This is a genomic window from Pseudomonas yamanorum, assembly GCF_013386765.1.
Classification (GTDB): Bacteria; Pseudomonadota; Gammaproteobacteria; order Pseudomonadales; family Pseudomonadaceae; genus Aquipseudomonas; species Aquipseudomonas yamanorum_A.
The window spans coordinates 542901-569502 of the sequence record NZ_JACARE010000018.1; the positions used below are offsets into that span (position 1 = coordinate 542901).

At 62.3% G+C, this 26602-nt stretch carries 29 protein-coding genes; 12 read left to right on the forward strand and 17 right to left on the reverse strand.

What is annotated here, in order from left to right; genetic code table 11:
- Positions 1-171: 171 nt before the first annotated feature.
- Positions 172-1368 carry a class I SAM-dependent rRNA methyltransferase gene (locus HX875_RS15875; protein ID WP_177043853.1) on the reverse strand — a complete coding sequence of 399 codons (1197 nt, stop codon included), beginning with the start codon at positions 1366-1368 and terminating at the stop codon, positions 172-174.
- Positions 1369-1681: 313 nt separating this feature from the next.
- Between HX875_RS15875 and HX875_RS15880 the strand changes: the two genes are divergently transcribed.
- Complete coding sequence (locus HX875_RS15880) at positions 1682-2494, forward strand: HDOD domain-containing protein (protein WP_177043887.1); 813 nt, start codon at positions 1682-1684, stop codon at positions 2492-2494.
- Positions 2495-2515: 21 nt separating this feature from the next.
- Positions 2516-3328: a bifunctional DNA-formamidopyrimidine glycosylase/DNA-(apurinic or apyrimidinic site) lyase gene (gene mutM, locus HX875_RS15885; protein WP_010167752.1), complete on the forward strand. Its 813-nt coding sequence runs from the start codon at positions 2516-2518 to the stop codon at positions 3326-3328.
- On the opposite strand, the gene HX875_RS15890 is transcribed toward mutM, so the two are convergent.
- From HX875_RS15890 to HX875_RS15910, 5 genes are all read right to left on the reverse strand, one after another.
- On the reverse strand, positions 3325-3576 hold the full coding sequence (locus HX875_RS15890; protein ID WP_003213796.1) for a YfhL family 4Fe-4S dicluster ferredoxin: 252 nt from the start codon (positions 3574-3576) through the stop codon (positions 3325-3327). The genes mutM and HX875_RS15890 overlap by 4 nt on opposite strands.
- A gap of 183 nt (positions 3577-3759) precedes the next feature.
- Positions 3760-4239 (reverse strand): pantetheine-phosphate adenylyltransferase, encoded by a 480-nt coding sequence (coaD, locus tag HX875_RS15895; protein WP_003176711.1) that lies wholly within the window; start codon positions 4237-4239, stop codon positions 3760-3762.
- A gap of 114 nt (positions 4240-4353) precedes the next feature.
- Positions 4354-5949, reverse strand: coding sequence for a GMC family oxidoreductase (locus HX875_RS15900; RefSeq protein ID WP_177043854.1), 1596 nt, complete (start codon positions 5947-5949; stop codon positions 4354-4356).
- 33 nt (positions 5950-5982) lie between these two features.
- Positions 5983-6528: a twin-arginine translocation pathway signal protein gene (locus HX875_RS15905; protein ID WP_177043855.1), complete on the reverse strand. Its 546-nt coding sequence runs from the start codon at positions 6526-6528 to the stop codon at positions 5983-5985.
- Positions 6529-6556: 28 nt separating this feature from the next.
- Positions 6557-7984 (reverse strand): coniferyl aldehyde dehydrogenase, encoded by a 1428-nt coding sequence (locus HX875_RS15910; protein ID WP_177043856.1) that lies wholly within the window; start codon positions 7982-7984, stop codon positions 6557-6559.
- Positions 7985-8131: 147 nt separating this feature from the next.
- On the opposite strand from HX875_RS15910, the gene HX875_RS15915 reads away from it, so the two are divergent.
- Both HX875_RS15915 and HX875_RS15920 read left to right on the forward strand, forming a co-directional pair.
- Positions 8132-8803, forward strand: a complete 672-nt coding sequence (locus HX875_RS15915) for a TetR/AcrR family transcriptional regulator (RefSeq protein ID WP_003213791.1) — start codon at positions 8132-8134, stop codon at positions 8801-8803.
- Positions 8804-8842: 39 nt separating this feature from the next.
- Positions 8843-9697 carry a sulfurtransferase gene (locus HX875_RS15920; protein WP_177043857.1) on the forward strand — a complete coding sequence of 285 codons (855 nt, stop codon included), beginning with the start codon at positions 8843-8845 and terminating at the stop codon, positions 9695-9697.
- A 121-nt stretch (positions 9698-9818) separates the two neighbouring features.
- On the opposite strand, the gene HX875_RS15925 is transcribed toward HX875_RS15920, so the two are convergent.
- The 4 genes from HX875_RS15925 to HX875_RS15940 form a co-directional block, all read right to left on the reverse strand.
- On the reverse strand, positions 9819-10814 hold the full coding sequence (locus HX875_RS15925; RefSeq protein ID WP_177043858.1) for a hydrolase: 996 nt from the start codon (positions 10812-10814) through the stop codon (positions 9819-9821).
- 252 nt (positions 10815-11066) lie between these two features.
- A complete protein-coding gene (rsmD, locus tag HX875_RS15930) occupies positions 11067-11684 on the reverse strand; it encodes a 16S rRNA (guanine(966)-N(2))-methyltransferase RsmD (protein WP_177043859.1) in 618 nt (205 codons plus the stop codon).
- Positions 11684-13174: a M16 family metallopeptidase gene (locus HX875_RS15935; protein WP_177043860.1), complete on the reverse strand. Its 1491-nt coding sequence runs from the start codon at positions 13172-13174 to the stop codon at positions 11684-11686. Before HX875_RS15935 ends, rsmD begins: the two co-directional genes overlap by 1 nt.
- Positions 13167-14522 carry a M16 family metallopeptidase gene (locus HX875_RS15940; protein WP_177043861.1) on the reverse strand — a complete coding sequence of 452 codons (1356 nt, stop codon included), beginning with the start codon at positions 14520-14522 and terminating at the stop codon, positions 13167-13169. The genes HX875_RS15935 and HX875_RS15940 overlap by 8 nt, the downstream gene beginning before the upstream one ends.
- 231 nt (positions 14523-14753) lie before the next feature.
- On the opposite strand from HX875_RS15940, the gene ftsY reads away from it, so the two are divergent.
- The 4 genes from ftsY to rpoH all read left to right on the forward strand — a co-directional run bounded on the left by ftsY (position 14754) and on the right by rpoH (position 18840).
- Entirely contained in the window at positions 14754-16169 is a 1416-nt protein-coding gene (gene ftsY, locus HX875_RS15945) for a signal recognition particle-docking protein FtsY (protein ID WP_177043862.1), read from the forward strand.
- Positions 16166-16837: a cell division ATP-binding protein FtsE gene (gene ftsE, locus HX875_RS15950; RefSeq protein ID WP_003213784.1), complete on the forward strand. Its 672-nt coding sequence runs from the start codon at positions 16166-16168 to the stop codon at positions 16835-16837. Before ftsY ends, ftsE begins: the two co-directional genes overlap by 4 nt.
- A complete protein-coding gene (gene ftsX / locus HX875_RS15955; RefSeq protein ID WP_177043863.1) occupies positions 16834-17856 on the forward strand; it encodes a permease-like cell division protein FtsX in 1023 nt (340 codons plus the stop codon). Before ftsE ends, ftsX begins: the two co-directional genes overlap by 4 nt.
- A gap of 129 nt (positions 17857-17985) precedes the next feature.
- Positions 17986-18840: an RNA polymerase sigma factor RpoH gene (gene rpoH / locus HX875_RS15960; RefSeq protein ID WP_003176698.1), complete on the forward strand. Its 855-nt coding sequence runs from the start codon at positions 17986-17988 to the stop codon at positions 18838-18840.
- Between the two features lie 210 nt (positions 18841-19050).
- Here the strand turns inward: rpoH and mtgA are convergent, their stop codons facing one another.
- Positions 19051-19773, reverse strand: a complete 723-nt coding sequence (gene mtgA, locus HX875_RS15965; RefSeq protein WP_177043864.1) for a monofunctional biosynthetic peptidoglycan transglycosylase — start codon at positions 19771-19773, stop codon at positions 19051-19053.
- Positions 19774-19847: 74 nt separating this feature from the next.
- Between mtgA and HX875_RS15970 the strand changes: the two genes are divergently transcribed.
- The 4 genes from HX875_RS15970 (at position 19848) to trmB (ending at position 22092) form a co-directional block, all read left to right on the forward strand.
- Positions 19848-20225, forward strand: a complete 378-nt coding sequence (locus HX875_RS15970) for a DUF423 domain-containing protein (protein WP_003213781.1) — start codon at positions 19848-19850, stop codon at positions 20223-20225.
- 71 nt (positions 20226-20296) lie between these two features.
- Complete coding sequence (thiS, locus tag HX875_RS15975; RefSeq protein WP_010167710.1) at positions 20297-20497, forward strand: sulfur carrier protein ThiS; 201 nt, start codon at positions 20297-20299, stop codon at positions 20495-20497.
- A gap of 65 nt (positions 20498-20562) precedes the next feature.
- Positions 20563-21357 carry a thiazole synthase gene (locus HX875_RS15980; protein ID WP_177043865.1) on the forward strand — a complete coding sequence of 265 codons (795 nt, stop codon included), beginning with the start codon at positions 20563-20565 and terminating at the stop codon, positions 21355-21357.
- 9 nt (positions 21358-21366) lie between these two features.
- Entirely contained in the window at positions 21367-22092 is a 726-nt protein-coding gene (trmB, locus tag HX875_RS15985; RefSeq protein WP_177043866.1) for a tRNA (guanosine(46)-N7)-methyltransferase TrmB, read from the forward strand.
- A 138-nt stretch (positions 22093-22230) separates the two neighbouring features.
- Here the strand turns inward: trmB and HX875_RS15990 are convergent, their stop codons facing one another.
- Genes HX875_RS15990 through metX form a run of 6 tightly spaced genes read right to left on the reverse strand, consistent with a single transcriptional unit; the run spans position 22231 to position 26589 of the window.
- Positions 22231-22554, reverse strand: coding sequence for a DUF3392 domain-containing protein (locus HX875_RS15990; protein ID WP_177043867.1), 324 nt, complete (start codon positions 22552-22554; stop codon positions 22231-22233).
- Between the two features lie 19 nt (positions 22555-22573).
- A complete protein-coding gene (gene hemW, locus HX875_RS15995) occupies positions 22574-23776 on the reverse strand; it encodes a radical SAM family heme chaperone HemW (RefSeq protein WP_256348107.1) in 1203 nt (400 codons plus the stop codon).
- Positions 23773-24369 (reverse strand): RdgB/HAM1 family non-canonical purine NTP pyrophosphatase, encoded by a 597-nt coding sequence (gene rdgB, locus HX875_RS16000; protein ID WP_177043868.1) that lies wholly within the window; start codon positions 24367-24369, stop codon positions 23773-23775. The genes hemW and rdgB overlap by 4 nt, the downstream gene beginning before the upstream one ends.
- On the reverse strand, positions 24366-24800 hold the full coding sequence (locus HX875_RS16005) for a DUF4426 domain-containing protein (protein ID WP_010167700.1): 435 nt from the start codon (positions 24798-24800) through the stop codon (positions 24366-24368). Before HX875_RS16005 ends, rdgB begins: the two co-directional genes overlap by 4 nt.
- Positions 24801-24821: 21 nt before the next feature.
- Complete coding sequence (metW, locus tag HX875_RS16010) at positions 24822-25442, reverse strand: methionine biosynthesis protein MetW (RefSeq protein WP_010167698.1); 621 nt, start codon at positions 25440-25442, stop codon at positions 24822-24824.
- A gap of 7 nt (positions 25443-25449) precedes the next feature.
- A complete protein-coding gene (metX, locus tag HX875_RS16015; RefSeq protein ID WP_177043869.1) occupies positions 25450-26589 on the reverse strand; it encodes a homoserine O-succinyltransferase MetX in 1140 nt (379 codons plus the stop codon).
- Positions 26590-26602: the final 13 nt, after the last annotated feature.

Here is a 26602-nt window from a genome sequence, read left to right on the forward strand (position 1 = left end):
AAACCGATACTAGTCTGCGAAAAATGGAATTCAATCAAAACCGTTGCGGGAAGCTATAGGGGCTTGTGTGGGAGCCGGGCTTGCCCGCGATGCAAGCACCTCGGTATGTCAGATACCCGGCGGTGATGCTATCGCAGGCAAGCCAGCTCCCACATTGGTCCGCGGTGTTACTTAGCTATTGGGCAACAACCGGCAAGTAATGCTCTTGATATACCGGGTCTCGGCAATCGCCGGGTGCACCGGATGGTCCGGGCCCTGGCCGCCGCGTTCCAGCATCTGGATATTGCGATCCAGGTGACGGGCGCTGGTCAGCAGGATGTTCTGCAGGTCATCTTCCGGCAAGTGCATCGAGCACGAAGCGCTGACCAGGATGCCGTCCTTGCTGAGCAGGCGCATGGCTTGCTCGTTCAGGCGGCGGTAGGCGCCTTCGCCGTTCTTCATGTCTTTCTTGCGCTTGATGAAGGCCGGTGGGTCGGCCACGATCACGTCGAAACGCTCTTCGCTGGCTTTCAGTTCTTTGAGGGCTTCGAACACGTCGCCTTCGATGCAGGTCATCTTTTCGGCAACGCCGTTCAGCGCGGCGTTGCGCTCTACGCCGTCGAGGGCGAAGGCGGAGGCGTCGACGCAGAACACTTCATTGGCGCCGAAGGCCGCGGCTTGCACGCCCCAGCCGCCGATGTAGCTGTACAGGTCCAGAACGCGCTTGCCCTTGGCATACGGGGCCAGGCGGGCGCGGTTCATGCGGTGGTCGTAGAACCAGCCGGTTTTCTGGCCCTGGATCACCGGCGCTTCGAACTTCACGCCGTTTTCTTCCAGAGCAACCCACTCCGGCACCAGGCCGAACACGGTTTCGACGTAGCGGTTGAGGCCTTCGGCGTCACGGGCGGCGGAGTCGTTCTTGAACAGGATGCCGCTTGGCTTGAGCACCTGAGTCAGTGCGGCGATCACGTCTTCCTTGTGGGCTTCCATGGTCGCCGAAGCGATCTGCACCACCAGGATGTCGCCGAAACGGTCGACCACCAGGCCCGGCAGCAGGTCGGAATCACCGTACACCAGGCGGTAGAACGGCTTGTCGAACAGGCGGTCACGCAGGGACAGGGCCACGTTGATGCGGTGCACCAGCAGCGATTTGTCCAGCGCCAGCTTGATGTCGCGCGACAGCAGGCGGGCGCAGATCAGGTTGTTCGGGCTCATGGCCACGATGCCGAGGGTCTTGCCGCCGGCTGCTTCCAGGATCGCCTGGTCGCCTGCCTGGAAGCCGTGAAGAGGTGTGGCGGCCACATCGATTTCGTTGCTGTAGACCCACAGGTGGCCGTTGCGCAAACGACGATCGGCGTTGGCTTTGAGACGCAGGCTTGGCAGGGACATGACGTCGCTCCGGAAAAAAGAGCGGGAGTATACCGTGTTGTGTAGTACTTGGCGGCGCCGCCGGACATGTGGGTGGTGATATCCCTGTGGGAGCTGGCTTGCCTGCGATAGCATCACCTCGGTTATCTGAAAGACCGAGCCGTCTGCATCGCAGGCAAGCCAGCTCCCACATTCGGTCCGGTTTCAGTTCGGGTTTTTGAGGTGTCAGCCCGGTTGCCATAAAGGTTAGAATCGCCGCCTAGTCCAGAGTGTGCCCCCTATGTCCCAAGAGCTATCCGCCGAACAGATCCAACAGAGCCTCCAGGGCATCAGCGTGCCGCCTCAACCGCAAATCATGGTGGATTTGCAGATGGAGCAGTACATGCCTGATCCGGACCTGGAAGTGATTGCCCGGCTGATCGGCCAGGACCCGGGCCTCTCCGGCTCGCTGCTGAAAATCGTCAACTCGCCTTATTACGGGCTGAGCAACAAGATCGTCTCGATCCAGCGCGCGGTGAACCTGCTGGGCAGCCGCTCCATCGTCAACCTGATCAACGCGCAGTCGATCAAGGGCGAGATGAGCGACGACACCATCGTCACCCTCAACCGTTTCTGGGACACCGCCCAGGATGTGGCCATGACCTGCCTGGCCCTGGCTAAGCGCACCGGCAGCCAGGCCGTCGATGAAGCCTACGCATTGGGGCTGTTCCACGATTGCGGCGTGCCGTTGATGCTCAAGCGTTTCCCGAATTACATGAGCGTGCTGGAAGAAGCCTATGCCAGCGCCGGCCCGGAATGCCGCGTGGTCGACACCGAGAACCAGGCGTTCAACACCAACCACGCCGTGGTGGGTTACTACACCGCCAAATCCTGGCGTCTGCCGGAGCATGTGACCGACGCCATTGCCAATCACCACAACGCCCTGGCGATTTTCAGCGATGAGTCCAACCACAAGCCGCAGCTGAAAAACCTGCTGGCGATCCTGAAAATGGCCGAGCACATCTGTGCGTCCTACCGCGTGCTGGGCAACCAGGTGGATGACCACGAGTGGAACGCCATCGGCCCGCTGGTGCTGGACCATATCGGCCTGTCGGACTACGACTTCGAGAGCCTGAAGTTGTCGATCCGCGAGCTGGGCGCGCACTAACCCTTTTTCCAAGAGGTACACATGCCCGAGTTACCGGAAGTCGAAACCACCCGGCGTGGTATTGCGCCGCACCTGGAAGGCCAGCGGGTCAGCCGTGTGGTGGTGCGTGAGCGGCGCCTGCGCTGGCCGATCCCGGAAGACCTGGATGTGCGCCTGTCCGGGCAGCGCATCGTGCTGGTGGAGCGGCGGGCCAAGTACCTGTTGATCAATGCCGAAGTCGGCACCTTGATCAGTCATTTGGGCATGTCGGGCAATTTGCGGCTGGTGGAAGCCGGGAGCCCGGCGGCCAAGCACGAGCATGTGGACATCGAGCTGGAGTCAGGCCTGGCCCTGCGCTACACCGACCCTCGACGTTTTGGCGCGATGCTCTGGAGCCTCGATCCGCTGAACCATGAACTGTTGATTCGCCTCGGGCCGGAGCCGTTGACCGACCTGTTTGACGGCGAGCGGCTGTTCCAGCTGTCCCGCGGGCGGTCGATGGCGGTGAAGCCGTTCATCATGGACAACGCGGTGGTGGTGGGCGTGGGCAATATCTACGCGACAGAAGCGCTGTTTGCCGCCGGGATTGACCCGCGCCGGGAAGCCAAGGGCATTTCCCGTGGGCGTTACCTGAAGCTGGCGATCGAGATCAAACGCATCCTGGCCGCGGCGATCGAACGCGGCGGCACCACGTTGCGGGACTTTATCGGCGGCGACGGCCAGCCGGGGTATTTCCAGCAGGAATTGTTCGTCTATGGCCGTGGAGGCGAGGCGTGCAAGGTCTGTGGGACCGAATTGCGCAGTGTGACGCTGGGGCAGCGGGCAAGCGTGTTTTGCCCGCGGTGCCAGACTTAGGCCTTCCCGGTAATCAACCGGTACTTCTCCATCAGTTGCTCTTCCGTCTCCGGATGAGCCTCGTCCAGCGGGATGCAATCCACCGGGCAGACCTGCTGGCACTGGGGTTCGTCGTAGTGGCCGACACACTGGGTGCACAGGTTGGGGTCGATCACGTAGATCTCCTCACCCTGGGAAATGGCAGCGTTCGGGCACTCGGGTTCGCAGACGTCGCAGTTGATGCAATCGTCGGTGATGATCAGGGACATGGAAACTCCTGCCAGGGCTGTCAGCCAAGGCATCTGAAAACTAATGCGCGCAATTGTGCCGCATTGGCGCCCGCAGTGCGAGTCACAGCGATGGACTGTAGGAGCCGGCTTGCCGGCGATGGCGATGGGGCCGTTGCACCGTGGCGCCTGGATCGCTGGCAAGCCAGCTCCTACAGTTCGGGATTATTTCTTGAATCGCAGGGTTAGCGCATCCGCCACAGCCGGGTGCACAAACTTGGTGATATCCCCGCCCAGCGCGGCTATTTCCCGCACCAGCGTCGAAGAAATGAACGAATAACGCTCCGACGGCGTAAGAAACAGGCTTTCCACGTCCGGCGCCAGTTGGCGGTTCATGTTGGCCAGCTGGAATTCGTATTCGAAGTCCGACACCGCTCGCAGGCCGCGCAGGAACACATTGGCATTCTGTTCCTTGGCGAAGTGCGCCAGCAGCGTCGAGAAGCCGACCACTTCAACGTTGGGCAGATGCTTGGTGACCTCACGGGCCAGCTCCACGCGCTGTTCCAGGGGAAACAGCGGGTTTTTCTTGGGGCTGGCAGCGACCGCGATAATCACATGGTCGAACAAGCGCGAGGCGCGTTCGACCAGATCGCCATGGCCCTTGGTGATTGGGTCGAAGGTACCTGGGTACAACACTCGGTTCATCGCGTCGTCCTGGCGGAGTCCGTTGGGGAACCGGATGGTATCGCAGCATTACCGGTGGGCCAAGTCGACTTATTCAGAAGAAAGCACTATAGACACCGCGAATATCCGGTTTTTTCAGGCCGTTTTCAGACGTTCGGCCAGCGCCGTCGCCAGTTGCGCCGTCAGTCCGTACACCGACAATTGCGGGTTTGCCCCAATGCTGGTGGGGAACAGCGAGCCATCGTGAATCGATAGATTGCGCAGTTGGTGATGGCGCCCAAGGCTGTCGGCCACGGCGTTTTTCGGCTCTTCACCCATGGCGCAACCACCCATCACATGGGCACTGCCAAGCCGGGTGCGGTGCAATTCCAGGTTCAGGCCGTCAATCATGCTGCGGGCTTCGGCCAATGTGTTCACGTAGCGTGCATCGCCGTGCAGCGGCATCACCGACTTGGCGCCACCGGCAAACTGAATCTCCGCCATGCTGTGAAACGCCCGGCGCAGGCCATCCCAGGCGTAGGGCGAGACCTGATAGTCGAGCACCGGCGTGCCATCGCCGCGCAATTCGACACTGCCGCCCGGGCTGTCGGGGTGGAAACCGTCCCGCAGCAGCGCCAGCATGGCGTGGGTCTTGGGCAGTTGGCCCATGTCCAGCGCGTTCTGCGTGCCGTAGCCGCCAAGCAAGGTACTGGCAAGCCCCGGATGCAACGGCGGCACTTCTAGCTTGTAGGACATTTTACCGGTGGTGCCGTCCTGCCATTGGAAGTGGTCGGAGTAGATCGACTGCGGCGCACCGTAGAACGGGTTGATCACTTCGTCGAACAACCCGGCGGAAAAATTCACCAGGTGCAGGAAGGTACGTTTGCCCAGGCGTGAATGAGGGTCGGGCGCGTCGGAGCGCATCAGCAGCGCCGGGCTGTTGATACCGCCGCCGGCCAGCACGTAGTGCTTGGCTTTGACCGTGATCTTGCGGCCGGTGGGGGCCACGCAGTACTGATCCATGGCCACGCATTCGAGGCTGGTGATGGTGTCACCGCTGAATTTCAGGCGTTCGGCGCGGGCCAGGTACAGCAGCTCGCCGCCTTTCTCCAGGGTGGACGGAATGGTCGTCACCAGCATCGATTGCTTGGCATTCACCGGGCAGCCCATGCCGCAATACCCCAGGTTGAAACAGCCGCGCACGTTGCGCGGGATCACGTGCCAGCTGTAGCCGAGCTTTTCGCAGCCTTTGCGAATCACGTCGTTGTTGGCATTCGGCGGCATGGCCCAGGGCGCGATGCCCAGGCGCTGCTCCATTTTTTCGAACCAGGGCGCCATCTCGGCGCTGCTGTGGCCCTTCACTGCGTACTCGCTGGCCCAGTGGGCGAGGGTCGGGTCCGGGGTGCGGAAGCTGGAGGTCCAGTTGATCAGCGTGGTGCCGCCGACGGCGCGGCCCTGCAAAATGGTGATCGCGCCGTCCTTGCTCATGCGCCCGATGCCTTCCTGGTACAGGCTGGCGTAGGCCTCGTCCTCCAGTAGCTTGAAGTCATTGCTGGTTTTCAGCGGGCCTTCCTCGATCAGCAGCACCTTGTAGCCGGCGGCGCTGAGGATTTCGGCGGTGGTGCCACCGCCGGCGCCGCTGCCGATGATCGCGATGTCGGCCTCCAGGGTCAGGTCCTGGTCGAGGGCGGCGCCATTGTGGGTCTTCCAGCCGCGGGCCATGCCATCGCGGAACAGATCAGGTACGGGCATCAGGGTCGTCTCTTGTTTTTATAGGGATGCGAATCAGATTTTCGGTGGGCCGGGGTAACCGCAATGCGCCCAGGACTCGGGGCGGAAATACCAGGCCATGATCACCAGCTTGAGCAGCGAGCCCTGGCCCATGCGCAGCAGGTTCAGGTAGCTGTTTTCCCAGCGGTGCAGGAAATTGCGGATCTGCTCGGCGCTGGCGTTTTCCCAGCTGCCCCACACGCCGGTCAGCGGCCCGCGGGTGACGGCCATGCCCAGTACGTCGAACAGTTGCTGGGTGAGCTTGAACATCTCCGGCGACAGGTGCTGCAGGCTGAAATCTAGTTTTTTCAGGGTGTCGTCGATGCCGGCCACCACCACTTCGGCGCTGGCTGCGCCCTCCAGCAGCACCGGAATCACCGCCCGCAGAAACGGCAGGTCACTGCTGCGCAGCATCGCAAAGCCGCTGGCCGGGGTGCTGCTGGAGCAGCCACTGAGGCTGGCACCCAGCCCGGCGGTGGCCAGGAAGGCGCTGGCGCACAGGCCGAGTTTCAGTACGCCGCGCCGTGACAGCGCGGGTGATTCAGTCAGGCTAGGGTTCATTCTTATTGTTATCCCGGTGCTGGGGTTGTTAGCGGACGAACAGCTTCTGGATCAACTTCTGGATGGATTTGCCGTAGGGCGGGTAAATCAGCTTGGCCGCGTTCAGGCGTTGCTTGATCAGCACGCCCTTGGCCTTGCTGAAGGTCAGGAAACCCTCGTGGCCGTGGTAGTGGCCCATGCCCGACGGGCCGATGCCGCCGAAGGGCATGTCGTCCTGGGCCACGTGCAGCAGGGTGTCGTTCAGGCACACGCCGCCGGAATGGGTCTCGTGCAGTACGCGGTTCTGTTCGGCCTTGTTGTAGCCGAAGTAATACAGCGCCAGTGGGCGAGGTCGCTGATTGATGTAGGCGAAAGCCTGGTCGAGGCCGCGATAGGGCACGATCGGCAGCACCGGGCCGAAGATCTCGTCCTGCATCACGGTCATGTCGTCGCTGACATTCAGCAGCAGGCTGTGGGCCATGCGCCGGTCCTGGCCCTGGTCGTACAGCGGGACCAGGGTGGCGCCCTTGTCGGTGGCGTCTTTCACGTAGCCGTTGAGCCGGGCCAGTTGTCGTTCGTTGATGATGGCGGTGTAGTCCGGGTTGTCGGCCAGGGTCGGATAGAACCCGCGAACCGCCTTGCTGTAGGCCTCGACGAAGCCGTCTACACGGTCTTCCGGCACCAGCACGTAGTCTGGCGCCACGCAGGTTTGCCCGGCATTCAGGGCCTTGCCGAAGGCGATGCGTTCGGCGGCGTCCTTGAGCGGCACGTCGGCGGAAACAATCGCCGGTGATTTGCCGCCCAGTTCCAGGGTCACCGGGGTGAGATGTTCGGCCGCCGCGCGCATCACGTGCTTGCCGATGCTGGTGGCGCCGGTGAACAACAGGTGATCGAAGCGCAACTTGGAAAACGCCATGCCGACTTCCGCTTCGCCGAGCACCACGCACACCAGGTCTTCGGGAAAGATCTTCGCCAGCAGGGCCTTGAGCAGCTGGCCGGTGGCGGGGGTGGATTCGCTGAGCTTGAGCATCACGCGGTTGCCAGCGGCCAGGGCGCCCACCAGCGGACCGATGGCCAGGTACAGCGGATAGTTCCAGGGCACGATCACCCCGACCACCCCCAGCGGCTGATAGATGACCTTGGCCGACGCGGGCTGGAAGGCAATGCCTACAGCGCGACGGGAAGGTTTCATCCAGCCCTTGAGGTGTTTGCTGGCGTAGTGAATGCCATGCAGGCTGGGCATCAGTTCGGCGAACAGGGTTTCGTCGGCGCTGCGGTGGCTGAAATCACTGCTGATGGCGTTGATCAGCGCCTGGCGCTCGTCGCTCAGCAGGTCGCGCAGGGCCTTGAGCCACTGCTGGCGCTGGGCCGCCGGCGGCATCGGGTTGGCCGCGTAGGCCCGGCGTTGAGCGTCGAACAGGGCCTGGAGCTGGTCCAGCGCCTGGGAATCTTGCAGGTAGGCAACGTTGGCAGACATGGCGAAGTTCCCGATTGTTATTGGAATGCTTCAGTTTTTAGAGTCATTGCTCTAAATTGTCAAATAACATTGCACGAACGTGCCGATTTATCCGGACAAGGATAGTCCGTAAGATGCCGCCATCACGGGTCTAGAAGTTGATTTCCCATGGCACCACGAGTAAAGACCAGCGAGCGCATTGTGCAAACCAGCCTGGAGCTGTTTAACCAGCAGGGCGAGCGCAGTGTCAGCACCAACCATATCGCTGCCCATATGGAAATTTCCCCGGGCAACCTGTACTACCACTTCCCCAACAAGCAGGCGATTATCGCGGTGCTGTTTCGTGAGTACGAAGCGTTGGTGGACAGTTTCCTGCGCCCGCCCCAGGGCCGCGCGGTGACCGTGGAAGACAAGCGCTTCTACCTGCAGGCCGTGCTGGCCGGCATGTGGCGCTACCGCTTCCTGCACCGCGACCTCGAACACCTGCTGGAAAGCGACCCGGAACTGGCCACCGGCTACCGGCGGTTTTCCCAGCGCTGCCTGATCCAGGGCGCCGCCATCTACCAGGGGTTTGTCGATGCGGGCATCCTGAACATGGACCCGGTGCAAACCGAAGCGCTGACCCTCAACGCCTGGATCATCCTTACCTCGTGGGTGCGTTTCCTGTGCACCACCAATGAAAAGTCCACCCACCTGAGCGCCGAGGCGATCAAACGCGGTGTGTACCAGGTGCTGGTGCTGGAGGCCGGGTTTATCACGCCCAAGGCCAAGGATGCGGTGGATGCGCTGTTCAAAGAGTTTTATGTGCCGTTGAATCAGGCGCTGGAAGAAGTGAAGTAGGATGTTTCCCGAACGCTAACGTCGCCACAGGAGTCAGTCATGCCGCTTGCCCAACTGATCAGCCCCCAGCAACTGGCCGAGCGCCAGAAGGCCGGCGGGCTGGTGATCCTTGATTGCCGCTTTGCCCTGGAAGACCCGGATTACGGGCTGTGTAGCTACGCCGAAGGGCATATCGAAGGGGCGCAGTATGCGGATCTGGAACGCCACCTCAGCGGGCCGGTGACCAAGGGTGTGACCGGCCGCCATCCGCTGCCGGCGCCGGATGCGTTTATCCAGCAACTGCGGGCATGGGGCGTTAACGCCGACAGCGATATCGTTTTGTATGATGACGGCCCAGGTGCCTACGCCGCCCGCGCTTGGTGGCTGCTGGCCTGGCTGGGCAAGCGTGATGGGGTTTTCATCCTCGATGGCGGCCTGAAAGCCTGGCACTCGGCGGGTTTTCCCCTGAGCCTGGACGCGCCGGTGATCGAGCCCGGCGCCTTCAGCGGCAAGCCGGACAACCACTTGCTACTGGACGCCGAACACCTGCAAAAACGCCTCGGCCAACCCGGCCTGACCCTGATCGACGCCCGCGCCCAGCCGCGTTTTCGCGGTGACGTGGAGCCGATTGACCCGGTTGCCGGGCATATTCCGGGCGCGCAATGTGCGGCGTTCAATGAAAACCTTGGTGGCGACGGCCGTTTCCTGCCGGCCGAGCAGCTCAAGCAACGCTTTGCCGCCAAGCTGCAAGACCGCTCGCCGGATGAGCTGGTGGCGTACTGCGGCTCGGGCGTGACGGCCTGCCACAACCTGTTCGCCCTGTGCCTGGCGGGTTATCCGTTGGGCAAGCTGTATGCGGGGTCGTGGAGCGAGTGGATCACTGATCCTAAGCGGGAAGTTGCGACAGGCGACTGAGTTTCACCTGATTCATCTGGATAAAAAACTGTGGGAGCTGGCTTGCCTGCGATTGCGGTGTGTCAGCCACCTATTTGTTGGCTGATATACCGCAATCGCAGGCAAGCCAGCTCCCACAGTTTTATCGGCGTTGTGTCAGTAGCCACTCTGGGATGCGCCGTTCCAGGTAGTAACCGGGCTGCTTCAACGTGCCATCCACAAACCCCACATGCCCGCCCTTGGCCAGCAGCTCGAACTCGGTGCAATCCGACAGTTCGCTGGCCTCCGGCAGGCTGTGGGCGAACACGAACGGATCGTCAGCGGCCTGGATGATCAGGGTCGGCGTGCGAATCGTCCCCAGGTAATAGCGGCTGGAGGCGCGGCGGTAGTAGTCCTCGGCGCTGAGGAAACCGTGCAGCGGCGCGGTGACGCGGCCGTCGAAGTCCCAGAACGTGCGCATCTTCTCCAGCGAACCCAGGTCGGCCAGGGTTTTCAGGCCTGCCTCGCGGCCATCCTTCAGAAACCGGCTCTGCTTGACGCGAATATAGGCCAGCATTTCGCGCATGAAATGCTTCTGATAAACCCGTGAAAAACCGAGACCAATGCGATCGGCGCACTGATCCAGGCGAAACGGCACCGACACCGCTGCCGCGCCTTGCAACCCGGAGTCTTCGCCGGTTTCCCCCAAGTGCTTGAGCAGCACATTCCCGCCCAGTGAATAACCCACCGCATACAGCGGCGCCAGTGGGCGCTTGGCCCGTAAGTGAGCGATGGTTTCGGCCAGGTCTTCACTGGCGCCGGAATGGTAGCTGCGGGCGAGCAGGTTGGGTTCGCCGGAGCAGCCACGCCAGTTCAGCGCCACGCTGGCCCAGCCTTGAGCCGCCAGGGCTTTTTGCAGGCCGGCCACGTAAGGCGAGTTGGATGAGCCGGTCAGGCCATGCAGGACCAGCACCAATGGTGTTTGCGCGTCGTGAGGCCCATGCCAGTCGAGGTCGAGAAAGTCGCCGTCGGCCAGCCACAGGCGCTCACGCTGGCGTTCGATGTGGGTGGTTTTGCGCCACAGCGGACCCCACAGTGTTTGCAGGTGCGGGTTGCCGAGGCCGAAGGCGGGGGTGAAGCGGTCGGGCGTTTTTGACACGGTGGTTCTCGCGGCGTATGGCAGGACGGATGAGCAACCTGTGGCGAGGGAGCTTGCTGTGGTGAGGCGCTTGCTGTGGTGAGGGAGCTTGCTGTGGCGAGGGAGCTTGCTCCCGCTGGGCTGCGAAGCGGCCCTAAACGCTAACCCATCAGTCTCTCAGGAAACCCGGTCGCCTGCTTTGGGGCTGCTGCGCAGCCCAGCGGGAGCAAGCTCCCTCGCCACAGCAAGCTCCCTCGCCACAGGTTCAGGAGCTTAGGCGGCGTCTGCCGTCGTACGTTGCCACAACGCGTAATACACCCGCCCGGACTTCTGCTCCCGGTGCAGGCGCCACGTGCCCGGCAGGCCCAGCGTCGACGGTGCAGTCTCGCTTTCAGTGTAGATCCAGGCATCCGGCGCCAACCACTGGCGCTCTTCCAGCAGCGCACATACCGTCGGCAGCAGGTTCTGGTTAAACGGCGGATCCAGGAACACCACGTCAAACTCGCGGGCTTCCTGGGTCTCCAGATAGCGCAGCGCATCGGCGGTCTGCGCCTGGCCGGTGGTGCAACGCAGGGTGCCCAGGTGCTCCTTGAGGCTGGCCACCGCAACGTTGCTCGCATCCAGCGCCTGGCCCAATGCGGCGCCACGGGACAGCGACTCCAGGAACAGCGCGCCGCTGCCCGCGAACGGGTCCAGCACCTTGGCCCCGGCGATATACGGCGCGAGCCAGTTGAACAGGGTTTCACGCACGCGGTCTGGCGTCGGGCGCAGGCCCACGACGTCGGGGAAGCTCAGTTTGCGGCTGCCCCATTCACCACCAATGATGCGCAGTTGGCCCACACCGTTATGAACGTTGTGGACAGGTTTTTTGGGACGGGATGGACGGGCCATTAATGCTCCGGAACCCCGAGCGGTTGCTCGGCGGGTTTATCAGTGGGGGGCGGTAGTGGCTTTTGCGCAATCGTCGGGCCGGCGGTCACGATGACCATCTTGTCGGCACTCAAATGTTTGTTCAAAGCAGCTTTGACCTGATCAACGGTCAGCGCCTGGGATTGTTTCATGAAATCTTCCAGGTAGCTCAGCGGCAGGTTGTAGAAACCCATGGCGCCCAGCTGCCCGACGATGTCGGCGTTGCTCGCGGTGGACAGCGGGAAGCTGCCGGCCAGTTCACGCTTGGCGTCGTCGAGTTCCTTTTGTGTCGGACCGGTCTTGAGGTAGTCGGCCAGCACGTCCTGTACCAGTCTCAGCGTACCGGCGCTCATTTCGGCGCGGGTTTGCAGGTTGATCATGAACGGGCCGCGCACCTGCATCGGTGAGAAACCGGAGTATACGCCGTAGGTCAGGCCGCGTTTTTCGCGAACTTCACTCATCAAGCGGGTACCGAAGCCACCGCCGCCGAGGATCTGGTTGCCCAGGGACAGCGCGGCGTAATCCGGATCGGCACGGTCGATGCCCAGTTGTGCCAGCAGCAGTGTGGTTTGCTTGGACGGGAACTCGATATGCGTGGTGCCAGCCTTTGGTTCCACCGGCTGGGCGATTTTCGCCAGCGCCGGGCCTTTAGGCAGGGACGCGGAAACCTTGGCGGTCATGGCTTCGGCTTCGGCGCGGGTCAGGTCGCCGACTACAGAAATCACGGCGTTGCCGGCGGCGTAGGCCTTGGCGTGGAAGTCCTTCAACTGCGCGAGGGTCACCTTCGGCACGCTCTCGGCGTTGCCTTCGCTCGGGTGGGCGTAAGGGTGGTCGCCATAGAGCTGCTTGAACAGCTCGATGCTCGCCAGTTTGCCGGGGTTCTGCTTCTGGTATTCAAAGCCGGCCAGCAACTGGTTCTTGATTCGCGCCAGGGAGTCGGCCGGGAAGGTCGGCTTGCCGATCACGTCGTCAAACAACGCCAGGGCCGCATCGCGTTTGTCGCTGGCACTCAGGCTGCGCAAGGAAACCAGCGCCATGTCGCGGTAGGCACCATTGCTGAAATCCGCCCCCAGGCCGTCGAAACCGGCGGCAATCTGGCTGACATCCTTGCCCGGCACGCCTTCGTTGAGCATCGCGTTGGTCAACAACGCCAGGCCCGGGGTGTTGCCGTCCTGGCTGCTGCCGGCGGCAAACAGGATGCGCATGTCGAACATCGGCAGTTCATGGGCTTCGACGAACAGCACCTTGGCGCCTTCGGCGGTGGTCCAGGTTTGCACGTCGAGCTTGCGGTTGGTGGGTGCCTTGTCGTCCAGCTCGGCCAACGATTGCAGCTTGTTGGCCGACTTGGCCTGCTCCAGCGCCTGGCTGGCCACGGATTCGCTGGGGCGCAGGAAATACACCGCGCACGCGGCAGCCAAAGTGACCACGATCAGGCCGGGCAGCACCAGGCGGTTGTTTTTACGTTCACTCATGAGCGGTCTCCTCAGGCAAGACATGGGCGACGCTGAGACGTTCGCGGGTGAAGTAGGTGCGTGCAGCTTTCTGGATGTCTTCGGCGGTGACGCTTTGCAGCTCGGCAAGCTCGGTGTCCATGAGTTTCCAGGACAGGCCGACGGTCTCCAGGGAACCGATGGCGGTGGCCTGGCTGGTGATCGAGTCGCGCTGGTAAACCACGCCGGCGATGACCTGGGCGCGGATGCGTTCCAGTTCTTCAGCGCTCGGCGGCTTGGCCTTCAGTTCATCCAGCAGGCGCCACAGGCCGGCTTCAGCCTGGGCAACGGTCTTTTTCTTTTGCAGGTTCGGTGTGGCGGTCAGGGTGAACAGGCTGTCACCGCGGGTGTAGGCGTCGTAGCTCGACGAACCGCCGGATACCAGTTCTTCACCGCGCTCCAGTTGCGTCGAGATGCGTGCGCTGTAGCCGCCGTCCAGCAGCGCCGAGATCAGGCGCAGGGCGTTGACCGAGCGTTTGTCTTCAGCGGTGGCGAGGCTCGGCACGTTGAAACCCAGGATCACGCTCGGCAGTTTGGTCTGTACGTGCAGGGTCAGCAGGCGTTCGCCGGGCTCGGCCAGTTCCAGCGGGATTTTCGCCGGCGGCACGTCGCGCTTGGGGATCGGGCCGAAGTAGCGTTGGGCCAGGGCTTTGACCTCATCCGGGGTCACGTCGCCCACCACCACCAGCGTGGCGTTGTTCGGCACGTACCAGGATTGGTACCAGTGGCGCAGTTCTTCTACCTTCATGCGGTCCAGGTCGGCCATCCAGCCGATGGTCGGCGTGTGGTAACCGCTGGCGGGGTAGGCCATGGCCTTGAAGCGCTCGTAGGCCTTGGACATCGGGTTGTCGTCGGTGCGCATGCGGCGCTCTTCCTTGATCACCTCGATCTCGCGGCTGAACTCGTCGGCCGGCAGGCGCAGGCTGGCCATGCGGTCGGCTTCGAGCTCGAAGGCGACGCCCAAGCGGTCGCGGGCCAACACTTGGTAATAGGCGGTGTAGTCATCGCTGGTGAAGGCGTTTTCTTCGGCGCCCAGATCCCGCAGGATCAACGAGGCTTCGCCGGGGCCGACCTTGGCGCTGCCCTTGAACATCATGTGTTCCAGGGCGTGGGACAAACCGGTCTGGCCCGGGGTTTCGTAGCTGGAGCCCACCTTGTACCAGACCTGGGAAACCACCACCGGGGCGCGATGGTCTTCGCGCACGACCACCTTGAGGCCGTTGTCCAGGGTGAATTCGTGGGTGGGTTGTGGGTCGGCAGCCAAAGCTGAAAGGGGCAGACAAACTGTGCTGAGCAGCAGGCCTGCGGCGCGGCGGGCTAGAGCATTCATTCGTTTTTAAACCTGTTGGACTGCCCGCTTGGTCTTAGCGTCGGCGGGCGAGGAGGTGCTAGGATACTGATCCGACCTAGGGACGGCCACTGCGGCTGTCTTGTTGAGGCCCTATTTTGGCCTTCAAAATGTTGCGCATGAACGAGCTGGCTAAAAAACAGTCTGTTACGCATCGAATTTTATTTACCGGCGCGCCCCTTGGCGCGTCGCTACCTTGAGATAGCCGTCTCCATGTTTGGTTCCAACGACGACAAGAAGACCCCAGCTGCGGCTGGCGAGAAAAAAGGCCTGTTCGGATGGCTGCGCAAAAAGCCGCAGGAAACCGTCGTCGAACAGCCGCAGGTTCAAGCTGAGCCGATCCCCGAATCCATAGTAGAAGCCGAACCGGTTGCCGAAACGCCGGCCCCGGTGGTGTTGCCGATGGCCGAGCCGGTGTTGCAGCCGGTGGTTGAGCCAGAGCCAGAGCCAGAACCAGAACCTGCGCCCGAGCCGTGGCTGGTGTTGCCTGTGGCGGAAGAGCCCGTTGCGTTGGTTGAAGACGAGCAAGCCGAACACGTGACGCCGCCGATTCCGGCCGTTGTCGAGCCCGTGGCTGCCGTGGTGGAAGCGCCGCCCGTGGTTGAAGCGCCTGCACCGGTTGTCGCCGAGCCCGTTCCGGTCGTGGTTGCCGCCCCGGCGATCATCGAAGAACCTGCCGCCCCCGCCGAAACCGGCAAGACCGGCTTCTTTGCCCGCCTCAAGCAAGGCCTGAGCAAGACCAGCGCCAGCATTGGCGAAGGCATGGCCAGCCTGTTCCTGGGCAAGAAGACCATCGATGACGAGTTGCTTGAAGACATCGAGACCCGTCTGCTGACCGCCGACGTGGGCGTCGAAGCCACCGCCGTGATCATCCAGAGCCTGACCCAGAAGGTCGCGCGCAAGCAACTGACCGACGCCGATGCGCTCTACAAGTCGCTGCAGGCCGAACTGGCCAACATGCTCAAGCCGGTGGAAGCGCCGCTGGTCATCGATACGCAGAAAAAGCCGTTTGTGATCCTGGTGGTTGGCGTCAACGGCGCCGGCAAGACCACCACCATCGGCAAGCTGGCCAAGAAGCTGCAACTGGAAGGCAAGAAAGTCATGCTCGCCGCCGGTGACACCTTCCGTGCCGCCGCCGTGGAGCAACTGCAGGTCTGGGGCGAGCGCAACAAGATCCCGGTCATCGCCCAGCACACCGGCGCCGATTCGGCCTCGGTGATCTTCGATGCGGTGCAGGCCGCCAAGGCGCGCAACATTGATGTGCTGATCGCTGATACCGCCGGTCGCCTGCACACCAAAGACAACCTGATGGAAGAGCTGAAGAAAGTGCGCCGCGTGATCGGCAAGCTCGACGCCGACGCGCCCCACGAGGTGCTGCTGGTGCTGGACGCCGGTACCGGCCAGAACGCCATCAGCCAGGCCAAACAATTCCACCAGACGGTTCAGCTGACCGGCCTGGCATTGACTAAGCTCGACGGCACGGCCAAAGGCGGCGTGATCTTCGCCCTGGCCAAGCAGTTCGGGTTGCCGATTCGTTACATCGGCGTCGGTGAAGGCATCGACGACCTGCGCACTTTTGAAGCCGAACCCTTTGTACAGGCACTGTTTGCCGAGCGGGAGCGTTCATGATTCGTTTCGAACAGGTCGGTAAACGCTACGCCAACGGGCATGTCGGCTTGCATGAGCTGAGTTTCCGGGTGCGTCGCGGCGAATTCTTGTTTGTGACCGGCCATTCGGGTGCCGGTAAAAGTACCTTGTTGCGCCTGCTGCTGGCCATGGAACGCCCAACCACCGGCAAACTGCTGCTGGCGGGCCAGGACCTGGCCACCATCAGCAACGCGCAGATTCCGTTTTTGCGCCGCCAGATCGGCGTAGTGTTCCAGAATCACCAGCTGCTGTTCGATCGCACGGTGTTCAACAACATCGCCTTGCCGTTGCAGATTCTCGGCCTGTCCAAGGCCGAAATCGTCAAGCGCGTGGATTCGGCCCTGGAGCGCGTTGCGCTGTCGGACAAGACCGACCTCTACCCGGGCGACCTGTCCACCGGCCAGCAACAGCGCGTCGGCATCGCCCGCGCCATCGTGCATCGCCCGGCCTTGCTGCTGGCGGACGAACCCACCGGTAACCTTGACCCGCGCCTGGCCGCCGAAATCATGGGCGTGTTCGAAGACATCAACCGCCTGGGCACCAGCGTGCTGATCGCCAGTCACGACCTGGCATTGATCGCCCGCATGCGCCACCGCATGCTCACCCTGCAACGCGGCCGCCTGATCGGCGACGGGGAGGCTGGGGTATGAGTGCGACACGCAGCCCGAAGGTTTCCGAGCGCGTTGCGCCAAAACCGGCCGACCCGCAGCCACAGAAGAAAAAACGCGACGAAGACGATGGCCCGGACTTCGGCACCCTGGTACACGCCTGGATCGAAAGCCACCGCGCCAGCCTGGTAGACAGCCTGCGCCGCCTGGGCAAACAGCCGATCGGCAGCTTCTTCACCTGCCTCGTCATGGCCGTGGCCTTGAGCCTGCCGATGGGGTTGTCGCTGCTGCTGAATAACGTCGAGCGCCTGGGCGGCTCGTGGCAGCGGGCGGCGCAGATTTCCCTGTACCTGAACCTGGATGCCAGCGCCAAAGACGGCGAGGCCCTGCGGGACGAGATCAAAGGCCTCCCGGGTGTGGCCGAGGCTGAATACATCAGCCGCGATCAAGCCCTGGAAGAGTTCCAGCAACAGTCCGGCCTGGGTGAGGCGCTCAAGGAGTTGCCGCAAAACCCGCTGCCGGGCGTGGTGCTGGTCACCCCGAATGAAGTCGACAAGACGACCCTGGAAGCCCTGCGACAAAAACTCGCAGAGCTGCCGAAGGTCCAGCAGGCACAACTTGATCTAGTCTGGGTAGAGCGGCTGGCCGCGATCCTCAAGCTGGGTGACCGGTTTGTGTTCGGCCTGACGGTGTTGCTGGTGTCTGCATTACTTTTGGTGATAGGCAATACCATTCGTCTTCATATTGAAAACCGCCGCACCGAGATAGAAGTGATTAAACTCGTCGGCGGCACGGACAGCTATGTGCGTCGTCCATTTCTGTACATGGGCGCGCTTTATGGCTTCGGTGCGGGGATTTTGTCCTGGGGCGTGCTGGCTTTTGGCCTGAACTGGCTGAACGACGCGGTGGTAGGGCTCGCCGGCTTGTACGGCAGTGATTTCGCCCTGGCCGGCGTGCCGGCAGCCGACGGTCTGTCATTGTTGCTTGGGGCAGTGCTCTTGGGGTATATCGGTGCTTGGATTGCGGTCGCACGGCATTTACGTGAGCTGGCGCCGAAGTAGTTAATGTCAAGGTAATGTGGTTTCGTTTGTATTGACCGTATCAGTGGTTTAGGGAACTTGTCCTACGGTTCCCGGTCAATTTTCGCAGTGCTGAACTGCACGAGTTATGTGAGTCGGAGGTTTTTTCGTATGACCACTTCTTTGCAACCTGCTTATGCTCTGGTCCCGGGTGCGAACCTGGAGGCCTATGTGCACACGGTCAACAGCATTCCATTGCTGACGCCCGAGCAGGAGCGTGAACTGGCCGAGAGTCTCTACTATGAGCAGGATTTGGGGGCGGCTCGGCAGATGGTGCTCGCCCACCTGCGTTTTGTCGTACATATCGCCCGTAGCTATAGCGGCTACGGCCTGGCCCAGGCTGACCTGATTCAGGAAGGCAACGTTGGCCTGATGAAAGCTGTAAAGCGCTTCAACCCGGAAATGGGTGTGCGCCTGGTGTCGTTTGCCGTGCACTGGATCAAGGCGGAAATCCACGAGTTCATCCTGCGCAACTGGCGCATCGTGAAAGTCGCGACCACCAAGGCCCAGCGCAAACTGTTCTTCAACCTGCGCAGCCAGAAGAAGCGTCTGGCGTGGCTGAACAACGAAGAAGTGCATCGCGTGGCCGAAAGCCTTGGCGTTGAACCCCGTGAAGTGCGCGAGATGGAAAGTCGCCTGACCGGCCATGACATGGCCTTCGACCCGGCCGCCGAAGCGGACGACGACAGCGCTTTCCAATCGCCGGCCAACTACCTGGAAGACCACCGGTACGACCCGGCGCGTCAACTGGAAGACGCCGACTGGAGCGACAACTCCAACCACAACCTGCACGAAGCGCTGGAGGTGCTGGACGACCGCAGCCGTGACATCCTCTACCAACGTTGGTTGGCAGAAGAAAAAGCCACGCTGCACGACCTGGCGCAGAAGTACAACGTGTCGGCTGAGCGGATTCGTCAGCTCGAGAAGAGCGCGATGAACAAGCTGAAACTGTCGATCGCGGCCTAAACAGCTGCGAAGTGACAAAAAAATGCCCCGATCGAGAGATCGGGGCATTTTTGTATGCGCAAGTTGCCTTACGCCCTCGTAGCAGCTGTCGAGCCTTGGCGAGGCTGCGTCAGGCGCGACGCGGTATTGAAGACTGCGGCGTGGCCCACGCAGCCTCGCCAAGGCTCGACAGCTGCTACGACGAGAATGTTGGGAGGCCGCAGTGGTGTGTCAGTCGGACCAGGGGGCTTTGCGCGAGTTGTTCAACTCATTCAGGTAACCGTCGCCACCCAACTGACTCATCTGCTGCCGAATCCACGCGGCCCGTCGCGCGACATACGACGTTGGATGGCTGGCACTCCACACCCGCGGGTTAGGCAACACCGCCGCCAGATAGCTGGCCTGCTGGCGGGTCAGCGCCTTGGCGCTCACGCCAAAGTGATGCCGCGCCGCCGCTTCGGCGCCGAACACGCCTTCATCCCACTCCACGCTATTGAGGTACACCTCAAGAATTCGCTGCTTGGACCAGAAAATCTCGATCAGCCCGGTAAACCAGGCCTCCAGGCCCTTGCGGAAATAACTGCGGCCCGTCCACAGGAACAGGTTCTTCGACACCTGCTGGCTCAAGGTGCTGGCGCCCCGAATCGAGCCGCCGCGCTCGTTATGCTGGAGTGCCGCCTGGATCGCGCCGAAGTCAAAACCCCAATGCTGCGGGAAGCGCTGGTCTTCGCCGGCCATCACCGCCACTTTCAGTTCGTCGGAGATCTGGTCCCACGGCACCCAGGTGCGCTGTACGTCAATCGGCTCGCCATCGACCCAGGACTCGACCTTGCGCTCAACCATCAGCGCGGTCCCCGGCGGCGGCACGAAACGGAACAGCAGCACCAGCAGCACACTGCCAATGGCAAACCACTTGAGGACTTTGAGAAAACGCTTGAAGAGGAGACGCAGCATAGAGATGGCTTGGCCGAACCCGTTGAGCGGGCCATTATACAGACCCTGCCCACCGAGTCTGACTGGAGTTCCTCATGTTGCGTGGCTTTCTGATGCTGGCTGCCTTTTTCGGTTTCACCGGCGTTGCCCTTGGCGCGTTTGCCGCCCACGGCCTGAAAAACCGCCTGAGCGCCGAATACCTGGCGATTTTCCACACCGGCGTGACTTACCAGTTGGTGCACACCCTGGCGCTGTTCGGCGTGGCGCTGCTGGCGGCGCATATTCCGGGCCGCCTGGTGACGTGGGCGGGCGTGTCCTTTGCCGTGGGCATCCTGCTGTTTTCCGGCAGCCTGTATGTGCTGACCATGACCGGCATCAGCAAGCTCGGCATCATCACCCCGTTCGGTGGCCTCGCCTTCCTGCTGGGCTGGTTTTTCCTGGGCCTCGCTGCGTGGCGCTTGCAGGCTGCCTGACCAAGGGGCTTGGGCCGGCAACGCCAATCACGCTAGAATGCTGGCCCCTAAAAACGATGGCGGCCCGTGGCATGCGCATTCAGTTGAACGGCGAATCCTTTGAACTGCCCGACGGTGAAACCGTTGCGGCCCTGCTGACCCGTCTGGACCTGACCGGACGCCGCGTTGCAGTGGAGCTCAACCAGGATATCGTCCCGCGTAGCCAGCACGCCGAGACCGCGCTCACCGAAGGTGACCAGGTCGAAGTGGTCCACGCCATCGGCGGCGGCTAGCCGCCCGGCGCTCAAGGGCGCCAACCCGCATTCTGCAGAACCTCACCCCATTTCGAGGATTTCCCATGAGCATCGTTCGTAGCGACAAGCCTTTCGTCCTGGCCGGTCGGACCTTCCAGTCCCGTCTACTGGTCGGCACCGGCAAGTACCGCGACATGGAAGAAACCCGCCTGGCCATCGAAGCCTCGGGTGCCGAGATCGTCACCTTCGCCGTGCGCCGCACCAACCTCGGCCAGATCGAAGGCGAGACGAACCTGCTCGAAGTGTTGTCGCCGGATCGCTACACCTTCTTGCCGAACACGGCCGGCTGCTACGACGCTATCGAGGCCGTGCGCACTTGCCGCCTGGCCCGTGAGCTGCTCGACGGCCACAACCTGGTGAAGCTGGAAGTGCTGGCCGACCAGAAAACCCTGTTCCCCAACGTGATCGAAACCCTCAAGGCCGCCGAGACCCTGGTCAAGGAAGGCTTCGACGTGATGGTCTACACCAGTGATGATCCGATCATTGCTCGCCAGTTGGCCGAAATCGGCTGCATCGCGGTGATGCCGCTGGCCGGCCTGATCGGTTCCGGCCTGGGCATCTGCAACCCGTACAACCTGCAAATCATCCTCGAAGAAGCCAGGATCCCGGTGCTGGTGGATGCGGGCGTGGGCACTGCGTCCGACGCCACCATCGCCATGGAGCTGGGGTGTGATGCAGTGCTGATGAACTCGGCCATCGCCCACGCGCAGCAACCGATCATGATGGCTGAAGCCATGAACCACGCGATCGTCGCGGGCCGCCTGGCGTACCTCGCCGGGCGCATGCCGAAAAAACTTTACGCCAGCGCCTCCTCGCCGCTGGATGGTCTGATCAAGTAAGAGCCATTGATGACTGAATCAAACGAAACGCCGAACACCCTGGAAGAAGGCGACGAGTCCAAGCACCGCCGCATCAAGAGTTTTGTGATGCGCGCCGGTCGCATGACCGAAGGCCAGCAAAAGGGCCTGGAGCAGGGCACGCCGCTGTTCGTCCTGCCGCTGGTGGATGAGCCGGTGGATTACGACCAGGTGTTCGGCCGTTCGGCGCCACGCTCCCTGGAGATCGGCTTCGGCATGGGCCATTCCCTGCTGGAAATGGCCGCAGCTTCGCCGGAACAGGACTTTATCGGGGTTGAAGTACACCGCCCGGGTGTCGGCGCGCTGCTTAACGGCGTGCTGACTCAAGGCCTGACCAATCTGCGGGTCTATGACTGCGACGCGATCGAAGTGCTCAACCGCTGCATCGCCGACAACAGCCTCGACCGCCTGATGCTGTTCTTCCCGGACCCATGGCACAAGAGCCGTCACCACAAGCGCCGCATCGTCCAGGCTTCCTTCGCGGAACTGGTACGCAGCAAGCTGAAAGTGGGCGGCATCCTGCACATGGCCACCGACTGGGAACCGTATGCCGAATACATGCTGGAAGTGATGGATGTAGCCCCGGGCTACCGCAACCTGGCTGAAGACGGCAAATGCGTCCCGCGCCCGGCCGAGCGGCCGATCACCAAGTTCGAACGTCGCGGCGAGCGACTCGGGCATGGGGTTTGGGATTTGAAGTTCGAGAAAGTGGACTGATTAGCTGGAAGCCAATAACACAATCAACTGTGGGAGCTGGCTTGCCTGCGATAGCATCACCTCGGTATCACTGATACACCGAGGTGTCTGCATCGCAGGCAAGCCAGCTCCCACATTTGTTTTGTGCTGTGCTTAACGTCAGCGGCGATCCGCCACAACCCCAATCAACACCAGCACCACCAACAACACCGGCGCCAGGCTGTAGTTATTGAACTGGCTCAACCCCCGCACAATCCACGGCGTGGCATAGATCAGCGCTGCCCCGCTGCCGATCATGCACACCAGCGCCATCAGCGGTACGCGCAGCGCACCCGCAATGCTGCCCAACCGCGCTTCGACCCAGCTCTTGATGTCGGCGCCAAACAGCACCAGCAGGCAGCCGACGAGCGCCAGGGATATTTCCGACAGGTTGCTACGGCTCCAGCGGGACACGGTGGCGAGTAGATCGAGTACCAAATCCATTCGATTTCCTTAAGAGCAATCAGCTCAAAAACTTCTGCAGCAGGTCATTGAGAAAGAGTTGCCCGCGGTCGGTGGCCGCCAGGCGTGACGGTTCGACCTGCATTAAGCCACTTTGTTCGGCATCCTTACGGGCTTCATCGAGGCTCGCCAGGTCCAGGCCGGTACGCTCGGCGTACAGCTTCGCTTCGACACCATCGGTCAGGCGCAGGGCGTTCATCAGGAACTCGAACGGTAACTCTTCGTTGGTCAGTTCTTTCGCGCCGGCCTGGTAGTTTTTCGCCGGGTTGAGGTAGTCCTTCGGCGCCCGGGTTTTCCAGGTACGCACGATGCGCCCGTCCGGGTGGCTGAGCTTGCCGTGGGCGCCGGCACCGATGCCGATAAAGTCGCCAAAGCTCCAGTAATTCAGGTTATGCCGCGCCGGCCGGCCCGGTTGAGCGTAGGCCGAGACTTCGTACTGGGCGTAACCGTGCTCGGCGAGTAATGCCTGGCCGGCTTCCTGGATGTCCCACAGGGTGTCGTCTTCCGGCAGCACGGGCGGCTGGTTCCAGAACACGGTGTTGGGCTCCAGTGTCAGTTGGTACCAGGATAAATGCGTGGGCTTGAGGGCGATGGCCTGGCGCAGGTCGCCCAGGGCGTCGTCCAGGGACTGATCGGGCAAACCGTGCATCAGGTCCAGGTTGAAGTTGTCGAACCCGGCCTGGCGCGCCATGCCGGCGGCACGCACGGCTTCGTCACCGTTGTGGATGCGGCCCAGTGCCTCAAGCTTTTCCTGCTGGAAACTCTGGATACCAATCGACAGCCGATTGATCCCCAGCTTGCGGTACGCCACGAACTTCTCTTGTTCGAAGGTGCCGGGGTTGGCTTCCAGGGTGATTTCGATGTCGCCGGCAAACGGGATGCGCGCTTCCACGCCCTTGAGCAGTCGGCCCAGTGCAGCAGCGCTGAACAGGCTCGGCGTGCCGCCGCCGAAGAAGATCGAACTCAGCTCACGGCCATACACCGCGTGCAGGTCCTGATCGAGGTCGGCCAGCAATGCGTCGACGTACTCTTCTTCCGGCAGCACCTTGCTGGCGGTGTGGGAGTTGAAGTCGCAATAAGGGCATTTGCGCACGCACCACGGGATGTGGATGTACAGCGCCAGGGGCGGCAGGTGAGGCAGGGCCGCCCGAGGTGTTTGCGCGCCACCGTGAATCAGTGGCTGCGCGGAGGTGTTCTGGGTCATTTCAGGCCCAGACGCTGGCGCAGCAAATCCATTGCGCGGGCGCGGTGGCTGATCTGGTTCTTGTCGGCCGGGCTCAGTTCGGCGCTGGAGACATTGCGCTCCGGCACCCAGAACAGCGGGTCATAACCAAAACCGTGTTCACCGCTGGCCGCGTGCAGGATGCGCCCGTGCCACAGGCCTTCGCACAGGATCGGCAGCGGGTCATCGGCGTGACGCACCAGGGCCAGCACGCAGACGAACTGCGCGCCACGCATCGCGTCCGGCACGTCCTTGAGAGCGTCCAGCAGCTTGGCGTTGTTGGCTGCGTCGCCTTTGCCATCGGCATAGCGTGCGGAATAGATGCCCGGCGCACCGCCGAGGAAGTCCACCGCGAGCCCGGAATCGTCGGCCAGCGCCGGCAGGCCGGAAATGCGCGCGGCATTGCGGGCCTTGAGGATGGCGTTCTCGACAAATGACAGGCCGGTCTCTTCCGGCTCTACCTGGCTGAACTCGCCAATCGAACGCAGTTGCACCGACTGGCCGAGCATGGCCTGGAGTTCTTTGAGTTTGCCAGCGTTATGACTGGCCAGTACGAGTTGTGTGAGGTTCATCATTCGGCCGGAAACAGTTCCTGGTTGAAACTGAAACCGTGGGCTTTGCCGCCGGTTTCAACGTTGATCGTGAAAATTCGTACTTCCTGCTGCGGCACGGAGTACTGGGCGAGGTAGTAAATCGCACCCTTCTCGGTGATCTGCTTGAAGGTCAGCATCTCACTCTTGCCGCTCAGGTCCTTGACCGTGCCTGTTACCTGGGCAACCACCGGCGTGACGCCCTTGATCACCGACACATTGATCACGCCCTTGTTCTTGCTGCGCACCAGCTCAACGGCCTGGGCCACATCCGGCTGCAGGAAGCTGGAGGTGAAGGTGTTGTAGTGCACGGTGATGTCGCCGAAATCTTTCTGGCGATTGGGGTCGATAACGTCCGCGGCCATGGCGCTGACGCCCAGGCAGGCAGTGAGTAGAAAAACAGCCAGGCGACTCATGATCGTCCTCCTTGAATATGGTTAGACGGCAATCTGGTGGTCCGTCAGGCCCGGGCTGCTGACCCGGTAGATCCCGATCTCACCCAACAGGTTAGGCCATAGCTTACTCGCCCAGCCGTGACGGTGCTGTTGATCGACGGCAAGGCGGTTGATGACCTTGGCGTCACGCTCGCCACACAGCGCTTCGAAGTCTTCGAAGGTGCAGAAGTGGATGTTGGGCGTGTTGTACCAGGTGTACGGCAGGAAGTCCGACACCGGCATGCGGCCCTTGGTGGCCAGGTACCAGCGGCAGCGCCAGTGACCGAAATTGGGGAAGGTGATGATGCACTGGCGGCCGACGCGCAACATTTCGTCGAGGATCCGGTCCGGGTAATGCACGGCTTGCAGCGCCTGGGTCATGACCACGATGTCGAAGCTGTTGCTGGCAAAGTTGCCCAGGCCCTTGTCCAGGTCCTGCTCGATCACGTTGATGCCCTTGGCCACGCACTGGGCGATGTTGTCCGGGTCGTTTTCCAGGCCATAGCCGGTGACTTGCTTGTTGTCGCGCAGCCAGCTCAGCAGTTCGCCATCGCCGCAACCCAGGTCGAGCACGCGGCTGCCGGCGGGGATCCAGTCTTGGATGATTTCCAGGTCGGCTCTCATGGCGTTCTCACAGTGCGATTCGGTTCATGTAGTTGCTGAAGGCCTGCAGGTAACGCGGGATCGGGATCAGGAAGGCGTCATGGCCCTGCGGTGCATCGATCTCCAGGTAGCAGACATCTTTCTTGGCGGCCATCAGTGCATCCACCAGTTCCCGCGAGCGGGCCGGCGAGAAGCGCCAGTCGGTGGTGAACGACATCACGCAGAACTTCGATGTGGCGTTTTCGAAGGTCTTCGCCAGGTCATCGTCGAAGTTCGCCGCCGGGTCGAAGTAGTCCAGGGCCTTGGTCATCAGCAGGTAGGTGTTGGCGTCGAAACGCCCGGAAAACTCCTCGCCCTGATAACGCAGGTAGCTCTCGACCTGGAACTCGACGCTGTGGAAGTCGTAGTTGAGCTTTTCGCTCTTGAGGCCACGGCCGAATTTCTCGCCCATGGAGTCATCCGACAGGTAGGTGATGTGCCCGACCATCCGCGCCAGCATCAGCCCGCGCTTGGGGATCACGCCCGCTTCCTGGAACGAACCGCCGTGGAACTCGGGGTCGGTGAGGATCGCCTGGCGCGCCACTTCGTTGAAGGCGATGTTCTGCGCCGACAACTTGGGGGCCGAGGCGATGGCCAGGCAATGGCGCACGCGGTCCGGGTAGGTGATGGTCCATTGCAGGGCCTGCATGCCGCCCAGGCTGCCGCCGATCACGGCGGCCCATTGGGCGATGCCTAGTACGTCGGCCAGGCGCGCCTGGCTGTGCACCCAGTCTTCCACGGTCAATACCGGGAAGTCAGCACCAAACGGCTTGCCGGTTTCCGGGTTGAGGCTGCTGGGGCCGGTGGAGCCGTTGCAGCCGCCGAGGTTGTTCAGGCTGACCACGAAGAACGTGTTGGTGTCGATGGGCTTGCCGGGGCCGATGCAGCTGTCCCACCAGCCGGGCTTGCGCTCGTCCAGGCTGTGGAAGCCCGCAGCGTGGTGATGGCCGGACAGGGCGTGGCAGATCAGCACGGCATTGCTGCCGGTGGCGTTCAGTTGGCCGTAGGTTTCATAGATCAGGTCGTAGGCGGGCAGCGAACGACCGCAGGCCAGGGCCAGCGGTTCGCTGAAGTGCGCCACTTGGGGCACGACCAGTCCAACAGAATCGGGGGGGAAGGCAGCTGGCATCGACCCTGCTCTC